Source organism: Bacillus sp. RAR_M1_44 (genome assembly GCF_020165935.1).
Lineage (GTDB): Bacteria > Bacillota > Bacilli > Bacillales > Bacillaceae > Bacillus > Bacillus altitudinis.
Genome location: NZ_JAIUKX010000002.1, coordinates 19,760 through 37,915, shown reverse-complemented (window position 1 = coordinate 37,915; position 18,156 = coordinate 19,760). Strand labels below are relative to the sequence as shown.

Here is an 18,156-nt window from a genome sequence, read left to right as displayed (position 1 = left end):
CTTTTATTCATGTTTTATCATAAAATAGACAGTACACAGCAATACCTCATTTCTTTAAATGGTTAACATGTAGACGGAACGGGTAAAGTGTAGTAAAGTACTATTAATTGGGAGCTTGTATGTCCCTTCAACATCTTATATAGAAGGGAAGGTTGGCAAAATGGAAATCGAAAGAATAAATGAACATACAGTCAAATTTTATATTTCCTACGGTGATATTGAAGATCGCGGTTTTGACCGTGAAGAGATTTGGTATAATCGTGAGCGCAGTGAAGAGCTGTTCTGGGAAGTGATGGACGAAGTGCACGAAGAAGAAGAATTTGCAGTAGAGGGACCACTTTGGATTCAAGTACAGGCACTTGATAAAGGTCTTGAAATTGTCGTGACAAAAGCCCAACTTTCTAAAGATGGACAAAAGCTCGAATTGCCGATTCCAGAAGATAAAAAAGATCAAACAGATGAAGAAAGTTTAGATGCTCTGCTTGATGATTTTCATAAAGAAGAGCAAGATCAAGAAGATCATAATGAGAAGGACAAAAAACTTCAACTTCAGTTCGTATTAAAAATGGATGACTTTGAAGATTTGATTGCACTTTCTCAATTAAATATGCAGGATTTTACGACAAGTTTATATTCGTTTGAAAACCGTTATTATCTATATGTTGACTTCCACGAGGATTTGTCAGATGAGCAGGTGGAGAATAAGCTTAGTATTCTGCTTGAATATGCTCATGAATCAGTGGTCAGCATCTACAGACTGCAAGAATACGGTCAGCTGATTGTCAAAGAGAATGCGCTTGAAACGATTCAACAGCACTTCTCGTAACAACCAAAAGTCGATTTCTATAGAGGAATCGACTTTTTTATCTGAATGAAAAAGTAAACAAAGTGATCGGCAAGGAGAAAATGAAATGAGAAATGTAGTCAAAGTTCTATTTTTTCTTATCATTACGATAGGTGCTTATTTGATTATCCAAATTTTTGCCGGTGATCTAGCGGTAAGTGTATTAAGTTCCGTCAGTGTTCTATTCACTTTATCGATTATCTTCATCGGGTTTGTCATTTTCTTAGAAAACAGAAACCCCTCTCAAACGATTACGTGGCTTGTGCTGCTTGGGAGCTTTCCGCTTTTCGGGTTTTTGTTTTATATTTTCTTTGGACGCAATATTAAAAAGCGCAGACTTTTTGAAAAGAAAGCGGTACTAGACGAACAGCTTGTCCAGGAAGATGAACGTATCCACAGAGAAGCGATTGAAAAAATGACTCATATGGGTGACCATCAGCAGCTCTTATTTAAACTGGCCCACAGACTTGGACATACCCCTATTACGTATCGCACATCCTCTAAAGTTCTGACCAATGGAGAAGAAACGTTCTCTCATATTTTTGAAGAAATCAAAAAAGCAACACATCACATTCACCTAGAATATTATATTCTCCGTCATGATGATCTGGGACAAGAATTAAAGGACATTTTAATCGAGAAAGCAAAAAGTGGTGTGATTGTCCGCTTTTTATATGATGATGTAGGCAGCCTAAAACTCTCCCGTCAATATATTGCTGACTTAGAAAAGGCTGGCGTGCAGATCGTTCCGTTTTTACCAGTGAGACTGCCCTTATTAAATAATAAAATCAACTTCCGAAATCACCGAAAAATCGTGGTGATTGATGGAGAAGTAGGATTTGTCGGCGGGCTAAACATTGGGGACGAATATATGGGGAGAAGCAGACAATATGGATTTTGGCGTGATACGCACCTGATGATTAAAGGTGAGGCCGTTCGTGATTTGCAGCAGATTTTTATGCAGGATTGGTATTACATGACCAACGAAAGGTGCTCGGGTGTGGATTATTTTAAAGATTTCAGTCATATGGAGAGTAGAGCAGAAGGCGTACAAATGATTGCTGGTGGTCCTGATAAACAGTGGGAAGTCATTAAAAATCTCTTTTTCTCCATGATTATCTCCGCCAAAAAATCAATTTGGATTGCTTCACCTTATTTTGTACCTGATGATGATATTTTGTCCGCACTGAAAATTGCTGCTTTGAGCGGAGTCGATGTACGAATCATTGCACCGAAAAATCCAGATAAACGCATCGTATTTCATGCGTCCCGTTCATACTTCCCCGAACTTTTAGAAGCAGGTGCGAAGGTATATGAATATGATCAAGGCTTTATGCATAGTAAGTTTATCATTGTGGATAGTGAGCTAGCATCAATTGGTACAGCAAATATGGATATGAGAAGTTTTCATCTGAACTTTGAAGTGAATGCTTTCCTCTACAAAACAAAAAGCACAGAGAAGCTGGTCAACGACTTCTTAGGTGACTTAGAGCAGTCACATGAAATTGTTCCAGAAGAATTTGCGAAGAGGCCTTTAAGGGTGAGGCTGTTTGAATCAACAGCAAGATTATTATCACCTCTTTTATAAAAATTGTATTTTCCCCCTTTTCTAAAAGGGGGATTTTTTATTTTACTAAGGGAAAGTAGGTTGAAATCGTGTTTTGATACGATAAAAATTCATTTTCGATATTCGCTTCCTGATGAGAGAAAAAGCTATAATACGGTCATCAAAGAGCAAGGGGCGAAATATATGAATGCAGCAATCATGGAGAATGGCAAGCTGATTCGCATCACACAACATCTGACTAAAAGGCGGCTAGAGCATGTAAGAGCTACGTGCAAATTTTACTGTCCTGAATGTAGGCAGGAGGTTCTATTAAAGCTAGGTGAGCATCGTGTCCATCATTTTGCACATAAACAGCTCTCGGCATGTCCATTAGCGTCCACCGGTGAAACAGCTTATCATCAGGCAGGGAAGATTGCTCTTAAGGATTGGCTCACACAGCTTGGATATGAGCCGTTACTAGAGAAGTATGTTTCAAACATTCAGCAGCGCCCTGATGTGACCGTTGCTATAGAAAATAAAAGCTATGCCATCGAATTTCAATGTGCAAATATTTCGTGGAAAGAGCTACATAAACGAACGGAAGGTCTCCGTGCTGCGGGGCTCTATCCTATATGGATCATAGGGGCGAATCGTTTAAAACGAATGGCTGGCCAGCTCTTTTCATTCTCCTCCATTCATTGGGGAATTTTAAGGCAGTCAAAGAATAGGAGACTCATTTTTTATTGTCCGATCCAAAATAGATTCATCCACCTGGATCAACTTCTCGTGTTTCAGCCAACGAAAATATGTGCCTCAATGACCGTTAGACCGCCTTCAGCTTATCGCCAACTACCAGCACTCTTATCTGTTTCCTCGAGCAATCATCAATTGTATAAAGAGTGGCTCAAGTGTATTCGGCAATTTAGGGAGCGGCCACCCCAAATTTTAGCAAATGAAAGCAAGCGTTTAAGAACCATATTTTATGAGCATCATCAAACAGCATGGCCATTTCTACCGACAGAACTATTTATCCCCCTGACAGAAGCATATATCTTTTCAAGCCCTGTTTATGTGTGGCAAGGATGTCTTTATGATTGGATGGTTCGAACGGGAAAAGAACAAGTGACCATTCATCTTCTTTTAAAAGAAATTGAGCGATGTGTCCAGAATAAAGAAGTGAAGCTCCGATATACCAATGTCACAATAGAAGAAATCAAAGAGGTGATCATTTCATATGTACGGGCGCTTGTGAAACTAGGGTTTTTATACATGACGAAAGAGGGTAATTATCAAGTAACGTCGAATCAAAAGCCTATACGAACAGCAGATGAAGCGATAAAACGAGATGCTTTCTTATTTCATTAGCATGTTTCATGCCCACTTTGATCATGATAAGAAAAAGGTGGTGCTGCTATTGAATAGAAAGAAACGCTTTTTTCTCATTTTTTTAGTTTGTTTGGTATTTATTTCTGCATATGATTTGACAAACATAGTTCAAAACAAAGAAGATAAATACAACACCAATTTCTTTCACTTTCCGAAAGGTTGGTTCAACACAACTCATGCAAGGGGGATTCATATGACTTCACAAAATAACAACAATCATTTACCAGACAGAAGCGAAGTAAAAGAAGAAAACAAATGGCGCCTTGAAGATATTTTTGAAAGTGTCGATTCTTGGAATAAGGAATTCGAAGCTGTAAAAAAAGAAATTCCGAAGCTCGCCCAATTTAAAGGCAAGCTGGCCCATTCTGCTGATGTCTTGTATGAAGCCCTAACATTTCAGGATCAACTTTCTGAAAAGCTTGGCAAGCTTTATACATATGCGCATATGAAATATGATGAAGATACAACAAATTCATCATTTCAGGCTTTAAATGATAAAGCATCCAATTTATTTACACAGCTGTCTAGTACATCTGCCTATATTGTTCCGGAGATTTTATCTATTCAAGAAGATAAGCTGCAGCAATTTATTTTGGAAAAAGAAGAATTAAAACTTTATTCTCACGCTCTCGAAGAAATTAACAAAGAGCGTCCGCATATTTTAAGTGAGGAGCAAGAAGCTTTATTAGCTGAAGCCTCTGAACCTTTATCAACATCATCCACTACGTTTAGTATGTTTAATAATGCAGATATTTCGTTCCCTTCTGTTAAGGATGAAAATGGAGAAGAAAAGAAAATTACTCATGGCAACTTCATTACTTTTTTAAACAGTGATGATCGTGAAGTGAGAAAGAATGCTTTTAAAGCCGTTTATAAAACGTATGATCAATATAAGAATACTTTGGCGTCTACACTCAGCGGCTCGATTAAAAAGGATAATTTTTATGCGAAAGTACGTCAATACAAATCGGCAAGAGAAGCAGCGCTATCACGCAACAGTATTCCTGAAGAAGTGTATGACAATCTAATTGATACAGTTCATCAATATTTACCCTTATTACACCGCTACATTGAATTGCGTAAAAAGGTATTAAAGCTTGATGAAGTGCACAATTATGACTTGTATACACCATTAGTAAAAGATGCTGGCATGAAGCTGACCTATGACCAAGCAAAGGATTATATGCTGAAAGGGTTAGCGCCATTAGGAGAAGAATATGTTTCGGTATTAAAAGAGGGACTCGAAAATCGCTGGGTAGACGTTTATGAGAATAAAGGGAAACGAAGCGGCGCGTATTCTTCTGGAAGCTATGGTACGAATCCTTATATCTTAATGAACTGGCAAAATAATATTGATAATTTATTTACGCTGGCTCATGAATTTGGTCACTCTGTTCATAGCTACTATACAAGAAAGCATCAGCCATATCCGTACGGAAACTACAGCATTTTTGTAGCGGAAGTAGCTTCTACAACAAACGAAGCATTACTAGGTGAATACTTACTCAATCATTTAGAGGACAAAAAGCAGCGCTTGTATGTGCTCAATCACTTGTTAGAAGGATTTAGAGGGACGGTATTCAGACAAACGATGTTTGCAGAGTTCGAGCACCTGATTCATGTGAAAGCGCAAGAAGGGGAGGCATTAACGCCAGAGTTTATGACGAACCTGTATTACGACCTGAATAAGAAGTATTTTGGCGACGGTATGGTTGTGGATAAGGAAATCGGATTAGAATGGACCCGAATTCCGCATTTCTATTACAACTATTATGTGTATCAATATGCGACAGGCTATAGTGCGGCTCAGGCATTAAGTAAACAAATTTTAGAAGAAGGGAAACCTGCAGTGGAGCGCTATACAGACTTCCTTAAAGCAGGAAGCTCTGACTATCCAATTAACGTGCTGAAAAAAGCTGGTGTAGATATGGCATCAAAAGAACCAATTGAGGCAGCATGTCAATTGTTTGAAGAAAAATTAAAGGAAATGGAAGAGCTCATCTCAAAGACTGGTGAGTAACGAGAAGACTTCTGTCAGATGTGTGAGTGGAAACTCACCTTTTGGCAGGAGTTTTTTCTTGAAATAAAAAGACCAGATTGTTGACAAGGGGCTAAAATGAACTTGATTTTAGCCCTTTGACTTCTTTTTAGCGTGATAGAAAACCTTTGCAGGCTAGGAAGGCCGAGTTACTTGCGCGGAGCGAATTTGACATTCGTGAGCACTAGCACGCAGGACTGACACCGAATGCGAGGGTTGCCTACACGCTAGACCTCGTCTATATGAACGAGGTTTGTACATTCAATGATTACGCTTTAAAACCTTTGAAGGTTTTCCGGTAATTCATTCGATAGAGTGTAAAGAGAATGGAAGCGAATAGGAGTGGAGATGTCAGGTAAACAGGCAGCATCTTCATTAAGCCTAATATATTTAAACAGAAACATAAGCCAATGGCAACAAGTCCAATGGTTGTGCTGCGCATGCAGATCCCCCCATTTTTTTGTTACTTTCACTATATGAAAGTGACAGTCCTCTTATGTTTTGTGACAAAAATATGAACATATAGTATATCGGTTGTCATAAGTCGACAAAATTTGATATACTACAGATGTGAAATTAATCACATACAAACATTACCCCTTTGTTTGACCGTGAAAAATTTCTCCCATCCCCTTTGTTGTCGTTAAGACATAGTGAAACCGCGCTTATCCCGGCGCGGTTTCTTCGTACTTATAAATAGAACAAGTGTTCTTTTAGGGGTAAAGAAAAAACATGGGTCAGCACCCATGTTCATTCTCACAGCGGTAGACATCAAGATCTGAATGATTGTCTCCTTCTGTATAACGCCAAAACATTTCCTGATGTACTTGTACACGTTCTACCTTTTTAGCAAATGCGAGTTTTTTCATCTCGCGTTCAACTTCTTCAAGGGTCAGGTCATATACAACGGCAATTTCTTTTGCTGATGCAAATTGAAAGTAAGCGATAAACCATTCAATTGGCGGTCGTTCTGAAGGTGTTGGTTTTTCGCCAATCATTTCAAAGAGAATTTCCTCGTAAATATCATAAGAATATGCACCTGAAATCTTTAATCCTTCTTCACCATTGATCGTATTAAAAAAGGCGAAAGTGGGAAGCTCAGACACATCCATTTCAGCTGCGATTTTCATATCACATTGGAGCGCTTTGACAGCACTTTGAGAATGGATATCTCGCTGGAACTCTTCAATGTCCAGTCCAGCCGTTTTTGCATTTTCTAGCAAGACTTGTTCACTGGTGACGTCCTGCTGATGGCAAAAAAGCGATTCTTGAATGAGTCGTAAAAATTTCATTCCGCATTTTCTGCCTTGAAGTTCAGCTGCTTTTAATGCAAGAGAGGCGAGATAAGGTGATGTCACAATTTGTTCAGACAGCATTTGTTCTTTTTTGGTCTGAGTTTTCGTGGCAAATTTCCCCCACGCTTCGGTTAGCAAATGTTTTTTTCGTTTGCGGTTCAAAGCATTAATACTAGAACTTGTAACCGTTCGTAAAGTGAAGAAACGGCCATATTTCATTTTCAACTTTTTAATTGATGGCTCTAATAACCAGCAGTCCGGGCTGAGAGGATCAATGAATACATAGATTTCAATCGGCTTTTGAGGATGTCCGTGACAATGTGAGAAATATTGCTCATGCGGATTGCAGCTCAAGATCGTCCGTCCTTTTCAGGTATTTGGTTGACCATGTGACGAGCCGTCAAAGACAGTCGCTCAAATAAAAAGTCACGAATATCGCCGGTTAGTCCTACTTGATCCATTGCATCCTCCATGCATTCAAGCCATGCGTCCGCCCGCTCCTCAGTAATCGGAAAAGGGAGATGTCTCGCCCGTAGCATTGGGTGACCATGCTCCTCAGTATAAAGCGGCGGTCCGCCTAAATATTGAGTTAAGAACTGTTTTTGTTTTCTTGCTGTTTCTTTTAAGTCATCCGGGAAAATAGGATGAAGCAAAGGATGACACTTTACATTTTCATAAAAAGTATCAACAAGTTGCGATAGAAGTTCCTCTCCAACCGCTTCGTAAGGTGCGTTAAACGATTGTACCATGTTGACTACTCCTTTAACTCGTAGCTAATAGGATGGCTCACCCTATTGCGAATTTCATGTATTTCAAAAGTGATATTCAGTTTGTTCTATTTTGTTGTTTCTATTCTTGTATACTTATTTTAACAACCTCTACTCAATTCCACAAACAAACCGCTTTGGTCCTTTGGGAATAGTGAGGGAGACAGGTTCCGTGTTCAATTGACCATATCATAACACATTCAGTCAAAAAAGGGTGAAAAGCGACATACAAAAAACCGAAGAGGTTATTCTCTTCGGTTTAAGCGAAATATTGAGCTGTGATTTTCTTTACATAATTTTGTGTTTCTTTAAATGGAGGAATGCCTCCGTACTTATCTACATTCCCTGAGCCTGCGTTATAAGCGGCTAAGGCAAGTGAGACATTTCCATTATATTTTTGCAGCATTTGTTTTAAATACTTCGTTCCGCCTTCAATGTTTTGGGCTGCATCAAAGGCATTGTTCACGCCAAGTGATTTAGCAGTAGACGGCATAAGCTGCATCAGTCCAAGTGCACCTGCATGGCTGACAGCATTCGTGCGATAACCGGATTCTTGCTTGATCACTGCGTGGATCAGCTTTTCTGGAACTCCGTGCTTTTGAGCCATTTGTGAGACGATCTGATTAATCTCTTTTGATGAAGAGCCTGAAACAGCTTTTTGAAGCGGTGGTGTGTAGCTGTTATTTAAGACGTTTCCAATACCATTTGCGGTATTCAATTGGCTGTCATTTGCATAAAGAGACTGAGATTGAAGCTGTTCACTGCCCGCTATCGCAGATAAATATGGGTTCATTCGTGCATATTGCGTGTTCGGAGACGTTGATGGGTCCGATCCCATGAAAGCAGAAATGGAAAGCGGGAGACGAGATAATTCTGATCCGCCTAAAAAATCTTGCAACAGCGACTGGAATGAAGTCTCAGCGCTTGATTCTTGTCCAGCTGTGAGTTGTGTTTGTCCATTATCAGATTGTAACGTTTTGAGTGCTTGAAGCTGCATAAAGGATTGAAGTTGATTGACGTTCATCATGTTCCTCCTTCAAGGAATTCATCTATTCTTTTGTTTTCATTTTTTCTTCATAAAAGCGTACGACTTTGTTTTTCGTGTGTCTTGGTGGGATCTGAAATTGCTGAAGCAATGCTGTAAAAGCGGCTTGTCCAATGTCTAAATCGCTCACTTCAAATTCAAGTTCATAGTCCTCTACTGTTAAATATCGGCTGTGATCCAAAACAATTAAGCCTTCTTTGATCATTTTTTCTGCTCTTGACGTTTCCAGTGAACCAAAATACACGATTTGATCCTTTTGGATGTGAAGGTGTACTAATCTGTCTGCCACTTCACCTTCTGGCAGGTGGAAATGTTCAAGACTTGCGGGAGGATCGATCGTTTGGTGAGTTTCCAAAAGGCCGATCTCATGCGGTTCCTTTAATGTGAGGACCCACTGCCCGCCTTTTTCTCTCATTCGTAATGCAGCGAATTTGGATTTTATATCAAATTGAGGTGTATCAAAATAATAGTTGGTTTGAGTGTGGAAGTCCTCGTCCTTTAATTGAAAATATTCTTTTAGCTGTTCAAATTCTTCTTTCATTAATAATTGTTTTAGTTCTATCTCAATTTCCTGTGCCATTTTGACATCAACCTTTCATTTAGAGGAAATATGATTATTGTACATGAAAAGTTTCATTTTTTCTTATTTATTCCTTAAAAAGAGACGTATATAGATGCTAAATGAGGCAAAATGAACAACGAAATGGAGAAATCAAATTTTCTCAAAAAGTTCGGTTTATCAATATTGAACTTGATATGATAAAATAAAGCTGTACTTTGTTGTAAAGGAGATCATGATGCAAAACAGAATTGAAATCACAGAAGCAACTTTAAAAGAAGACAGGCTGATCTTGACGGTCCAGTCAGATGAGCAAATTCAAAAAGCAAAAGCATCAGGACAAATGCTTGTTGATTCTGATCACTTTGCGTTCGTTTACATACTTGAGACTGAGGAGTCTTTTACGTATCTTATTTTAGGAGAACATACATGGGCTCCATTAAAAGAAGCAATGAATCGTGAAATCCCTGTCTATTTGGCGGCGGAAGAGCAAACGCTAGAACTCATTCAACTTCATCAGGAATTAAACTATTTAATCGACAATATTAAAGACAATGCCAATTACGGAGATATGGAAGAGAAAGTGAAGAGCACATTCCTCTGAAATAATTAGGTATTTGGAATTGGGGGAAGTTTCATGGACAAAAAACAATGGGATCAATTCCTCGCACCATATAAGCAAGCAGTCGAAGAATTAAAAGTGAAACTAAAAGGCATTCGAAAACTGTATGAATTTGAGGATGACCATTCACCAGTAGAATTTGTCACTGGCCGAGTGAAGCCCGTTGCCAGCATATTGGAAAAGGCAAAGCGTAAAAACATCCCGATGCATGAGATTGAAACGATGCAGGATATTGCAGGGCTTCGCATTATGTGCCAATTTGTAGAAGATATACAAGTCGTCAAGAAAATGCTTCAGTCACGAAAAGATTTCGTGGTTGTAGATAAACGCGACTACATTGCAGAACATAAAGAAAGCGGATACCGCTCGTACCACCTTGTTGTGTTATATCCGCTGCAAACGATCAATGGAGAGAAGCAGCTCCTCGTCGAAATCCAAATCCGTACATTAGCCATGAACTTTTGGGCGACCATCGAGCATTCTCTGAATTATAAATATAGCGGGAATATCCCGGAGAAGGTCAAGCAGCGCCTTCAAAGAGCTTCTGAGGCAGCATCTCTTCTTGATGATGAGATGTCTGAAATCAGAGGGGAAATTCAAGAAGCGCAAGTGGCATTTTCCCGGAAAAAGAAAAACGATAGCTGAGCCTAAGCTTGATCAAATATGATGCTGCTTTCTCGTCGCAGCAAGGTGGAAAAGGAGAAGAATTCATGAAATTTGCAGTTTCTTCGAAAGGGAATTCTGTATCTGACACACTCAAAAATAAAATACAGACCTACTTATTGGATTTTGGAATGGAATTAAATGAAGAGGAACCCGATCTCGTCATTACAGTTGGCGGAGACGGAACCCTTTTATACGCTTTTCACCGGTATAGCAACCGTCTGAACGAAACCGCTTTTGTCGGCGTACATACAGGCCATCTTGGTTTTTATGCGGACTGGGTACCGAGTGAAATAGAAAAGCTTGTGTTAGCCATTGCCAAAACGCCTTATCATATTGTGGAATATCCGATTCTTGAAGTCATTGTCAGGTACAACGATGGCGGCCGGGAAGAAAAATATTTAGCAATGAATGAATGTACGATTAAAAGTATGGAAGGTACACTTGTGGCAGATGTTGAGATTAGGGGTCAGCTTTTTGAAACATTCAGAGGAGATGGTCTTTGTTTGTCTACACCATCTGGCAGTACAGCCTATAATAAGGCACTTGGCGGGGCTATTATTCACCCATCCATTAGGGCGATCCAGCTGGCAGAAATGGCTTCAATCAACAACAGAGTGTTTAGAACGGTCGGTTCGCCGCTCATTTTGCCGGACCACCATACGTGTGTGATCAAACCGATAAATGATGTGGATTTTCAGGTGACGATAGATCATTTGTCGCTGCTGCATAAAGATGTGAAATCCATTCAATGCCGAGTGGCAGACGAGAATGTCCGGTTTGCCCGATTTAGACCATTTCCGTTTTGGAAAAGGGTGCAAGATTCCTTTATCGGCAAAGGAGAATAAGAAAGAGGTTGTTCTCGCTGGAATACTTTAAGATAAACAAAACCATATCAGCCAAAGAAGAAGGCAGGCTGCTGAAGGACTACTTAATCGATCTTGGCATTTCAAAACGAATGCTGACAGATATTAAATTTGATGGCGGTGACCTTCTGATTAATGGAGAGCATGTGACCGTGAGATATGAGCTACGCGAGGGAGACAGGCTCACCATTTTATTTCCCGAGGAAAAAGTGAGTGAAGGGCTAAAACCTGCGGCCATTCCGCTTGATATTTTATTTGAGGACGAGCACGTGCTTGTGCTGAATAAAAAGCCGTATATCCCATCGATTCCTTCTCGAGAGCACCCTGAGCATAGTATTGCAAATGGACTGCTTCACCATTATGCTAAGCAGTCTGTTCGACTGACTGTCCACTTGGTGAACCGTCTTGATCGTGATACTTCTGGTGTCATGTTAGTCGCTAAACATCGCTTTGCACACAGCCTTTTATCAAAGGCGCAGAAAAAAGGGGAAGTCAAGCGAACGTATAGAGCCATGACACATGGCATGATCACGCAAAAGGAAGGAACGATTAGAGCAAAAATTGCTCGAAAAGGGGACAGCATTATTGAACGAATGGTAGATGAGTCTGGTCAGGAAGCCGTAACACATTATACGGTGCGGGCGGTACATACTCATTTAGATATGTCTGATGTGTCCCTTACCCTTGAAACGGGAAGAACTCATCAAATTCGTGTTCACATGCAATTCCTTGGTCATCCGCTTGTTGGAGATACGCTATATGGTGGAACAAGCGAGAGAATAGGCAGGCAGGCACTTCATAGTGAAACCCTTGTTTTTCCGCATCCGATAACTGGGGAGTCCATGACCTTTTCGGCTCCTTTGCCGGATGATATGACATTATTGCTTCAGTAAACAAGTAAACCCGGTCACCTGTCATGGTGGACCGGGTTTTTTATTGCGTGAAATGCTGAAATCTTGAATCATCATATGGCATAGATGAAGGAACAGATACTGTCTCAAGCTCTGGATATCTAAGGGCAGAGAGCTTGTGGCCAAAGACGCAGCCTGTATCAATGTTAACCGTTCTACCGATAAATCTTGGTTCTTTTACGGGTGTATGCCCGTACACAATCCATGGTTTTCCGTGATATTCCTTTGCCCAGTCCTTCCTGACAGGTCGACCGTCTGGCCATGTTTCTCCGGTGACTGCTCCAAATAATAGATAAGACCTCATCTGTTTGTTCGGTTTTTTGCCAATATCCTTTTCCTTCATTGCTGCGTGTGCAATGATCAGTTCATTCGGAATCAGTACATCATAAAGCGGTGCCTTTTCAAATAAATGTTTAAATTCACGTGATAAAATGGTTTGTTCATCATGCGGCAGGTTTTTGATTTCGTTCACCGTTGTTTCAATACCGTGCAGTAATTTTACGGGATTTCCTTTCAAATAGCGATACAGCTTAAAACAATGGTTGCCAGGCACATAGCGGATGGCACCCTTAGAATAGGCGTGTATGACAAATTGCATCACGGCAACTGATCGAGGGCCGCGGTCTGTTAAATCACCAACAAGGGCCAGTGTTCTCTTATCAGGGTGGACAGGTAGTCCGTGTTTGAGTTCGTATCCTAGTTTGTGTATGAGGGTAAGCAGCTCTTCGTAGCAGCCGTGGATATCGCCGATGATATCGAATTTCATAAAGGTTCCTCCTGATTTTTTCATCCATTTATCGGATATAAAGAAGTTTGAATTTTAGAAAATATAACGAATGGCTTTCATTTCATTTGGGCAATTGTTAGAATCAATGCTTTAACGTAAAACTTAAAAATTAAACATGAATGTTAGGAGGCTTTAGCCAATGGAGCATACATCTGTTTCATCACTCGTTGTCGTTATTATTGTAGCCTTTTTCACCCCCATTTTATTGCACCGATTTAAGCTGACCATCCCGGTCGTTGTCGCTGAAATCATCATGGGGCTCATCATTGGAAAAAGCGGTCTTCAACTAGTTGTTGAACACGACGCATGGCTAGATACGTTATCCATGCTAGGTTTTATTTTTCTTATGTTTTTAAGTGGACTTGAAATAGATTTTTCTTCTTTTGAATCAAAGAAGAAAGCGCGAGAACTGCCAAATGGTTTAAAAGAACCGAATACATTTAAAACAGCGACCATTATTTTTGTTGGCGTATTTTGTATGTCCTTTATCCTGTCTTATGCGTTTGTTCTTGCAGGGTTTATTCAAAATGCCTTTTTAATGACGCTTATTATTTCCACCATCTCATTGGGTGTGGTAGTTCCTACCTTAAAAGAGGAAAAGTTGATGCAAACGAATATTGGTCAAATCATTTTGCTTGTAGCCGTTATTGCTGATTTGGTGACAATGATTTTACTTGCTGTGTTTTCCTCCATTTATGGCGATGGAACAGGGAACATGTGGTTGCTCTTATTATTATTTGCGGCAGGTATTCTTCTTTATTTATTTGGCCGGGTATTTAAGACAAAGTCCATTTTTCAGTCCATGTCAAAAGGAACGGTGCAAATTGGGACAAGAGCCATCTTTACTCTCATTATAGTCTTAGTTGCCTTATCTGAATCACTCGGTGCTGAAAATATTCTTGGGGCTTTTTTAGCAGGTGTGCTTGTGTCTCTTCTTTCGCCTAATAAAGAGCTCGTACAGCAGCTGGACTCATTTGGCTATGGATTTTTAATTCCGATCTTTTTTGTGATGGTCGGTGTGGACCTGAATATATGGTCACTCTTTAAAGATCCAACCATCATGATCATGATTCCGCTGCTGTTTATCGCATTATTGCTTAGTAAACTCGTTCCGATTCTTTATTTAAAAAAATGGTATGACATGAAAAAAGTTATCGGTTCTGGTTTTTTATTAACCTCGACGTTATCCCTAGTTATTGCTGCTGCAACGATTGGTGAGCGGCTTGGTGTCATTGATCATAAAATGTCAGGAGCCCTTATTCTAGTCGCTGTGCTCACGAGTGTTTTAACGCCTGTTTGGTTTAAGGCGTTATTTAAACAAGAACGTGAAACCAATCATAAAAAGCGTGTGACGTTTATTGGAGCGAATCAGCTGACGTTACCTGTGACGCTTGATTTGCATCAGGATGAATATGATATCCGTATTTTACACGTCTTTCAGGAAAATAAAGAAGCCTTGCTTGCTGACTCCATCTTTGAAGTTGAAGCGATTGAACAATATGACGATGATACGCTAAGGCAGGCTGGCATTGGGCAAGAGGATGTGCTCGTTGTGGCTACAGGCAGTGAAACGAAAAATAAGGAAATTGCTTTATTTGCAAAAGAAGAAGGGTCTAAACAAGTCATTGCAAGTGTTAACAAAGCGGAAGCCGAGCTGACATTAAAGGAAGCAGGGATCGATACCTTTTCTAACTTCTTATCATCTAAAACGGTGCTGAGGGCATTGATTGAAGCACCTGATGCGATTCGCTTGTTAACAAATGAGGATTCTTCTTTGTATCAAATTCAAATGAACAATCATCGGTATCATAATGTCATGCTGAGGGAATTTCCTTTTACCGGCGATTTGGTGTTTGTCCGTATTTTTAGAGGAATTGACAGCTTAGTACCGCATGGGGATACGACGCTTAGAAGCGGTGACCGCGTGCTTGTGTCTGGCTCCCGGGAGTATGTGGCAGGACTTAGAGCCCAATTAGAGTTGCAATGAACCCTTGACCGATGAACAAATCCTGATTAAGATAGAGGTACAACAATATATGTTTGATCCACTAGGGGAGTCCTTTAAAAGGGCTGAGATAAAAGTGTAGACTTTTAGACCCTCATTACCTGAACAGGTTCATACCTGCGTAGGGAAGTGGTGCGGTGTTTGACTATGCTTTTTACAAATTCCAAACCACTTTCCACGCGGAAAGTGGTTTTTTTATATGGAAAAACAGGAGGAGAGGAACATGACATTTTCGAAAGAATGTAAAGAAGCAGCAGCTAGATGGTGGAATGGGAGCTTTACACACCCTTTTGTAAAAGGGATTGGTGATGGCACACTTTCACTCGATCGTTTCACTTATTATGTGATGCAGGATTCGTACTATTTAACTCATTTTGCAAAAGTACAATCGTATGGAGCTGCCATTAGTGAGGACTTACATACGACAGGCAGAATGGCATATCATGCGCAGGGTACGTATGAAGCAGAGCTATCACTGCATAGAAAGTTCACAGAACTGCTCCAGATCTCTGATGAAGCGCTGGCAAACTTTAAACCTTCTCCAACTGCATATGCATATACCTCGCATATGTACCGATCTGTGAAAAGCGGTCGTTTTGAAGAAATTTTAGCCGCATTATTGCCGTGCTACTGGCTTTATTATGAGGTAGGAGAAAAACTGAAACAAACAACACCTGACCATCCGATTTATCAAGAATGGATTTTGACATATGGTGGAGATTGGTTTAAAGAGCTTGTTTTTGAACAGGTGAACCGTTTTGATGAACTTGCAGAAAAAGCGCCAGAACATGTGCGGGCTAATATGAAAGAAAATTTCGTGATTTCGAGCTATTACGAATACCATTTCTGGGAGATGGCGTATGAAAAAGAAATGTGGCAGACAGCATGCTTAGATGGGGTTGGTGCAAATGGAACTCCACGCAGTGACAAATGATACGCTTCCTATCAGGGAGCTCATCAAGCAAATAAAAGACATTGCGTCTGAAGTAGACTTTATTCATATTCGTGAACGATCGAAGGCAGCAGGTGAGCTGGTTCACCTCGTGAAACAACTCCTAGCAGAAGGTGTTCCGAAAGAAAAGCTGATTATCAATGACCGAGTTGATGTTGCGCTGCTGACCAATATTCACCGGGTTCATCTTCCAGGACACAGCTTTTCGCCAAAGGAATTAAGACAAAAATTTCCTCACCTCCATGCGGGGGTATCGGTTCATTCGATAGAAGAAGCCAGAGCAGCAGAGAAGAACGGGGCAGAGTATGTCATGTTTGGACATGTGTATGATACCGCATGCAAACCCGGACTACAGGCGAGAGGCATAAAGGTTGTGGAGGAAATGACTTCTACGCTGTCCATTCCAGTCGTTGTCATTGGTGGAATCACACCAGAACGACTGCCAGAATTGATGCATGTTGATTTAAAGGGAATAGCCGTCATGTCGGGAATTTTTGCTCATCCTCAGCCGCGCAAAATGGCGCAAACATTTTCTAAAAAGCGAAAGGAGAATCCTTATGAACAAGCATTATGATGTTGCAATCATTGGTGGTGGAATCATAGGGATGTCGATCGCTTATCACCTTGCAAAAGCAGGAAAGCAGATTGTCTTATTTGAGGCAAATGAGATCGGGAAGCAAACGACAAGTGCGGCTGCTGGCATGCTGGGTGCACATGCTGAAGGAGAAGGTGATGAAGATATTTTCTTTCAAGTAGGCAGACAAAGTCAGGCTTTATATGAAAAATTAACGGTCGACCTTCAGCATGAATCGGGCATTGATATTCGGACATCAGTGGGCGGGATTATGAAGGTGGCTTTTACAGAACAAGAAAAGCGTGCGCTTTGCCGGATGCAGCATTTGCCCACATTTGAATGGCTTGAAGCAAGCAGCGTAAAAGAACGTATGCCTCAAATAGCAGATGACATTGTAGGAGCAGGCTTGATAGCAGATGATGTACATGTCGAGCCATATGCGGTATGCAGGGCTTTTTGGCAGGCGGCTGTTCGGCAAGGAGCGGATGTGAAGGAGTTTACCCCCGTTATCGATGTAAAGAGGGGAAAAGAAACATTGACAGTCAGTACAGCTAAAGGCATCTTCACATGTGATCATCTGACTGTAGCAAGTGGTGTATGGTCAGGCCGTTTTTTAGAAGAACTGGGGTTATCACATTCTCTCTATCCAGTAAAAGGAGAATGCGTGTCTGTTTGGAATAACGGTCCAGCGCTTGCACACACCATCTATCATGATCATTGTTATATCGTTCAAAGGGATAGCGGTAAGCTAGTGATTGGTGCAACGATGAAACCGAATGACTGGCAGGCCGTTCCGACACTTGGTGGTATTGAAGAAGTTATTCACAAAGCATCTCAGCTCATGCCTTCTATTCGAGAGATGCCGATTGATCAATGCTGGGCAGGTCTTCGGCCAGCGACAAGCGACCGGCACCCCTATATCGGAAAACATCCGGAAGACGAGCGTATTCTTTTTGCAACGGGACATTATCGAAATGGCATTTTACTTGCGCCAATTACGGGGGAAATCATTCGCCGCTTGATAGTAGGCGAGTCTGTTCACAAGGAATGGCTTCATGCGTTTCGGATTGGGCGAAAGGAGGCATTGTTCGTATGAAAATTCAATTGAATGGAAGAATGGTTGATTTCGATAAGGAAAATGGCACGGTTTTTGATCTGCTATCAGCCTATCAACTTGAAAACCGAGTGGTAATCGTTGAAAAAAATCATGAAATTATAGATAAAGAAGCCTTTCAACAGGTAAAAATTCAACCAAATGACACGATTGAAATCGTTCACTTTGTAGGAGGAGGATGA

Annotated in this window: 19 protein-coding genes and 1 riboswitch; of the genes, 13 read left to right on the top strand and 6 right to left on the bottom strand. The window is 40.6% G+C overall.

The window, feature by feature from the left end; translation table 11 throughout:
* Positions 1-160 precede the first annotated feature (160 nt).
* The 4 genes from mecA to pepF all read left to right on the top strand — a co-directional run bounded on the left by mecA (position 161) and on the right by pepF (position 5,796).
* Positions 161-826 carry an adaptor protein MecA gene (gene mecA, locus LCD34_RS13730; protein ID WP_008348474.1) on the top strand — a complete coding sequence of 222 codons (666 nt, stop codon included), beginning with the start codon at positions 161-163 and terminating at the stop codon, positions 824-826.
* Positions 827-911: 85 nt separating this feature from the next.
* Positions 912-2,432 carry a cardiolipin synthase gene (cls, locus tag LCD34_RS13725; protein ID WP_008348473.1) on the top strand — a complete coding sequence of 507 codons (1,521 nt, stop codon included), beginning with the start codon at positions 912-914 and terminating at the stop codon, positions 2,430-2,432.
* A 162-nt stretch (positions 2,433-2,594) separates the two neighbouring features.
* Entirely contained in the window at positions 2,595-3,755 is a 1,161-nt protein-coding gene (locus tag LCD34_RS13720; protein ID WP_048003234.1) for a competence protein CoiA, read from the top strand.
* Positions 3,756-3,969: 214 nt separating this feature from the next.
* Entirely contained in the window at positions 3,970-5,796 is a 1,827-nt protein-coding gene (pepF, locus tag LCD34_RS13715) for an oligoendopeptidase F (protein WP_285891535.1), read from the top strand.
* A gap of 286 nt (positions 5,797-6,082) precedes the next feature.
* Here the strand turns inward: pepF and LCD34_RS13710 are convergent, their stop codons facing one another.
* The 5 genes from LCD34_RS13710 to LCD34_RS13690 form a co-directional block, all read right to left on the bottom strand.
* The gene (locus LCD34_RS13710; RefSeq protein ID WP_224559517.1) at positions 6,083-6,256 is read right to left on the bottom strand and encodes a hypothetical protein; all 174 of its coding nucleotides are present in this window, start codon (positions 6,254-6,256) and stop codon (positions 6,083-6,085) included.
* Positions 6,257-6,551: 295 nt separating this feature from the next.
* The gene (locus tag LCD34_RS13705; RefSeq protein ID WP_007499002.1) at positions 6,552-7,463 is read right to left on the bottom strand and encodes a ClpXP adapter SpxH family protein; all 912 of its coding nucleotides are present in this window, start codon (positions 7,461-7,463) and stop codon (positions 6,552-6,554) included.
* Positions 7,460-7,858 carry a thiol management oxidoreductase gene (locus LCD34_RS13700; protein ID WP_007499001.1) on the bottom strand — a complete coding sequence of 133 codons (399 nt, stop codon included), beginning with the start codon at positions 7,856-7,858 and terminating at the stop codon, positions 7,460-7,462. The genes LCD34_RS13705 and LCD34_RS13700 overlap by 4 nt, the downstream gene beginning before the upstream one ends.
* 277 nt (positions 7,859-8,135) lie before the next feature.
* Positions 8,136-8,900, bottom strand: coding sequence for a lytic transglycosylase domain-containing protein (locus tag LCD34_RS13695; protein WP_008348461.1), 765 nt, complete (start codon positions 8,898-8,900; stop codon positions 8,136-8,138).
* Between the two features lie 25 nt (positions 8,901-8,925).
* Positions 8,926-9,501, bottom strand: a complete 576-nt coding sequence (locus tag LCD34_RS13690) for a CYTH domain-containing protein (RefSeq protein ID WP_007498999.1) — start codon at positions 9,499-9,501, stop codon at positions 8,926-8,928.
* Positions 9,502-9,718: 217 nt separating this feature from the next.
* Between LCD34_RS13690 and LCD34_RS13685 the strand changes: the two genes are divergently transcribed.
* The 4 genes from LCD34_RS13685 to LCD34_RS13670 all read left to right on the top strand — a co-directional run bounded on the left by LCD34_RS13685 (position 9,719) and on the right by LCD34_RS13670 (position 12,524).
* Positions 9,719-10,084 (top strand): hypothetical protein, encoded by a 366-nt coding sequence (locus LCD34_RS13685; RefSeq protein WP_008348459.1) that lies wholly within the window; start codon positions 9,719-9,721, stop codon positions 10,082-10,084.
* A gap of 33 nt (positions 10,085-10,117) precedes the next feature.
* Positions 10,118-10,747: a GTP pyrophosphokinase family protein gene (locus tag LCD34_RS13680; RefSeq protein ID WP_008348457.1), complete on the top strand. Its 630-nt coding sequence runs from the start codon at positions 10,118-10,120 to the stop codon at positions 10,745-10,747.
* Between the two features lie 65 nt (positions 10,748-10,812).
* On the top strand, positions 10,813-11,613 hold the full coding sequence (locus LCD34_RS13675; protein ID WP_008355343.1) for an NAD kinase: 801 nt from the start codon (positions 10,813-10,815) through the stop codon (positions 11,611-11,613).
* A 17-nt stretch (positions 11,614-11,630) separates the two neighbouring features.
* Complete coding sequence (locus tag LCD34_RS13670) at positions 11,631-12,524, top strand: RluA family pseudouridine synthase (protein ID WP_175415476.1); 894 nt, start codon at positions 11,631-11,633, stop codon at positions 12,522-12,524.
* A gap of 40 nt (positions 12,525-12,564) precedes the next feature.
* Here the strand turns inward: LCD34_RS13670 and prpE are convergent, their stop codons facing one another.
* Positions 12,565-13,308 carry a bis(5'-nucleosyl)-tetraphosphatase PrpE gene (gene prpE, locus LCD34_RS13665; protein WP_017359667.1) on the bottom strand — a complete coding sequence of 248 codons (744 nt, stop codon included), beginning with the start codon at positions 13,306-13,308 and terminating at the stop codon, positions 12,565-12,567.
* Between the two features lie 160 nt (positions 13,309-13,468).
* Here prpE and LCD34_RS13660 point away from each other — a divergent pair, with 160 nt between their 5' ends.
* The 5 genes from LCD34_RS13660 to thiS all read left to right on the top strand — a co-directional run bounded on the left by LCD34_RS13660 (position 13,469) and on the right by thiS (position 18,156).
* Complete coding sequence (locus LCD34_RS13660; protein ID WP_007498989.1) at positions 13,469-15,316, top strand: monovalent cation:proton antiporter family protein; 1,848 nt, start codon at positions 13,469-13,471, stop codon at positions 15,314-15,316.
* A 53-nt stretch (positions 15,317-15,369) separates the two neighbouring features.
* Positions 15,370-15,479: riboswitch (TPP riboswitch) on the top strand.
* Between the two features lie 78 nt (positions 15,480-15,557).
* On the top strand, positions 15,558-16,268 hold the full coding sequence (tenA, locus tag LCD34_RS13655; RefSeq protein WP_017359666.1) for a thiaminase II: 711 nt from the start codon (positions 15,558-15,560) through the stop codon (positions 16,266-16,268).
* A complete protein-coding gene (gene tenI, locus LCD34_RS13650) occupies positions 16,243-16,860 on the top strand; it encodes a thiazole tautomerase TenI (protein ID WP_017359665.1) in 618 nt (205 codons plus the stop codon). The genes tenA and tenI overlap by 26 nt, the downstream gene beginning before the upstream one ends.
* Complete coding sequence (gene thiO / locus LCD34_RS13645; protein ID WP_017359664.1) at positions 16,844-17,956, top strand: glycine oxidase ThiO; 1,113 nt, start codon at positions 16,844-16,846, stop codon at positions 17,954-17,956. The genes tenI and thiO overlap by 17 nt, the downstream gene beginning before the upstream one ends.
* Complete coding sequence (gene thiS, locus LCD34_RS13640; RefSeq protein WP_017359663.1) at positions 17,953-18,156, top strand: sulfur carrier protein ThiS; 204 nt, start codon at positions 17,953-17,955, stop codon at positions 18,154-18,156. The genes thiO and thiS overlap by 4 nt, the downstream gene beginning before the upstream one ends.

Coding starts and splice junctions, on each gene's coding strand:
- thiS (WP_017359663.1), top strand. CDS start 17,953: ATGAAAATTCAATTGAATGGAAGAATGGTTGATTTCGATAAGGAAAAT.
- cls (WP_008348473.1), top strand. CDS start 912: ATGAGAAATGTAGTCAAAGTTCTATTTTTTCTTATCATTACGATAGGT.
- prpE (WP_017359667.1), bottom strand. CDS start 13,308: ATGAAATTCGATATCATCGGCGATATCCACGGCTGCTACGAAGAGCTG.
- LCD34_RS13690 (WP_007498999.1), bottom strand. CDS start 9,501: ATGGCACAGGAAATTGAGATAGAACTAAAACAATTATTAATGAAAGAA.
- LCD34_RS13720 (WP_048003234.1), top strand. CDS start 2,595: ATGAATGCAGCAATCATGGAGAATGGCAAGCTGATTCGCATCACACAA.
- LCD34_RS13685 (WP_008348459.1), top strand. CDS start 9,719: ATGCAAAACAGAATTGAAATCACAGAAGCAACTTTAAAAGAAGACAGG.
- LCD34_RS13675 (WP_008355343.1), top strand. CDS start 10,813: ATGAAATTTGCAGTTTCTTCGAAAGGGAATTCTGTATCTGACACACTC.
- pepF (WP_285891535.1), top strand. CDS start 3,970: ATGACTTCACAAAATAACAACAATCATTTACCAGACAGAAGCGAAGTA.
- LCD34_RS13710 (WP_224559517.1), bottom strand. CDS start 6,256: ATGCGCAGCACAACCATTGGACTTGTTGCCATTGGCTTATGTTTCTGT.
- LCD34_RS13680 (WP_008348457.1), top strand. CDS start 10,118: ATGGACAAAAAACAATGGGATCAATTCCTCGCACCATATAAGCAAGCA.
- LCD34_RS13700 (WP_007499001.1), bottom strand. CDS start 7,858: ATGGTACAATCGTTTAACGCACCTTACGAAGCGGTTGGAGAGGAACTT.
- LCD34_RS13660 (WP_007498989.1), top strand. CDS start 13,469: ATGGAGCATACATCTGTTTCATCACTCGTTGTCGTTATTATTGTAGCC.
- LCD34_RS13695 (WP_008348461.1), bottom strand. CDS start 8,900: ATGAACGTCAATCAACTTCAATCCTTTATGCAGCTTCAAGCACTCAAA.
- tenA (WP_017359666.1), top strand. CDS start 15,558: ATGACATTTTCGAAAGAATGTAAAGAAGCAGCAGCTAGATGGTGGAAT.
- tenI (WP_017359665.1), top strand. CDS start 16,243: ATGGAACTCCACGCAGTGACAAATGATACGCTTCCTATCAGGGAGCTC.
- thiO (WP_017359664.1), top strand. CDS start 16,844: ATGAACAAGCATTATGATGTTGCAATCATTGGTGGTGGAATCATAGGG.
- mecA (WP_008348474.1), top strand. CDS start 161: ATGGAAATCGAAAGAATAAATGAACATACAGTCAAATTTTATATTTCC.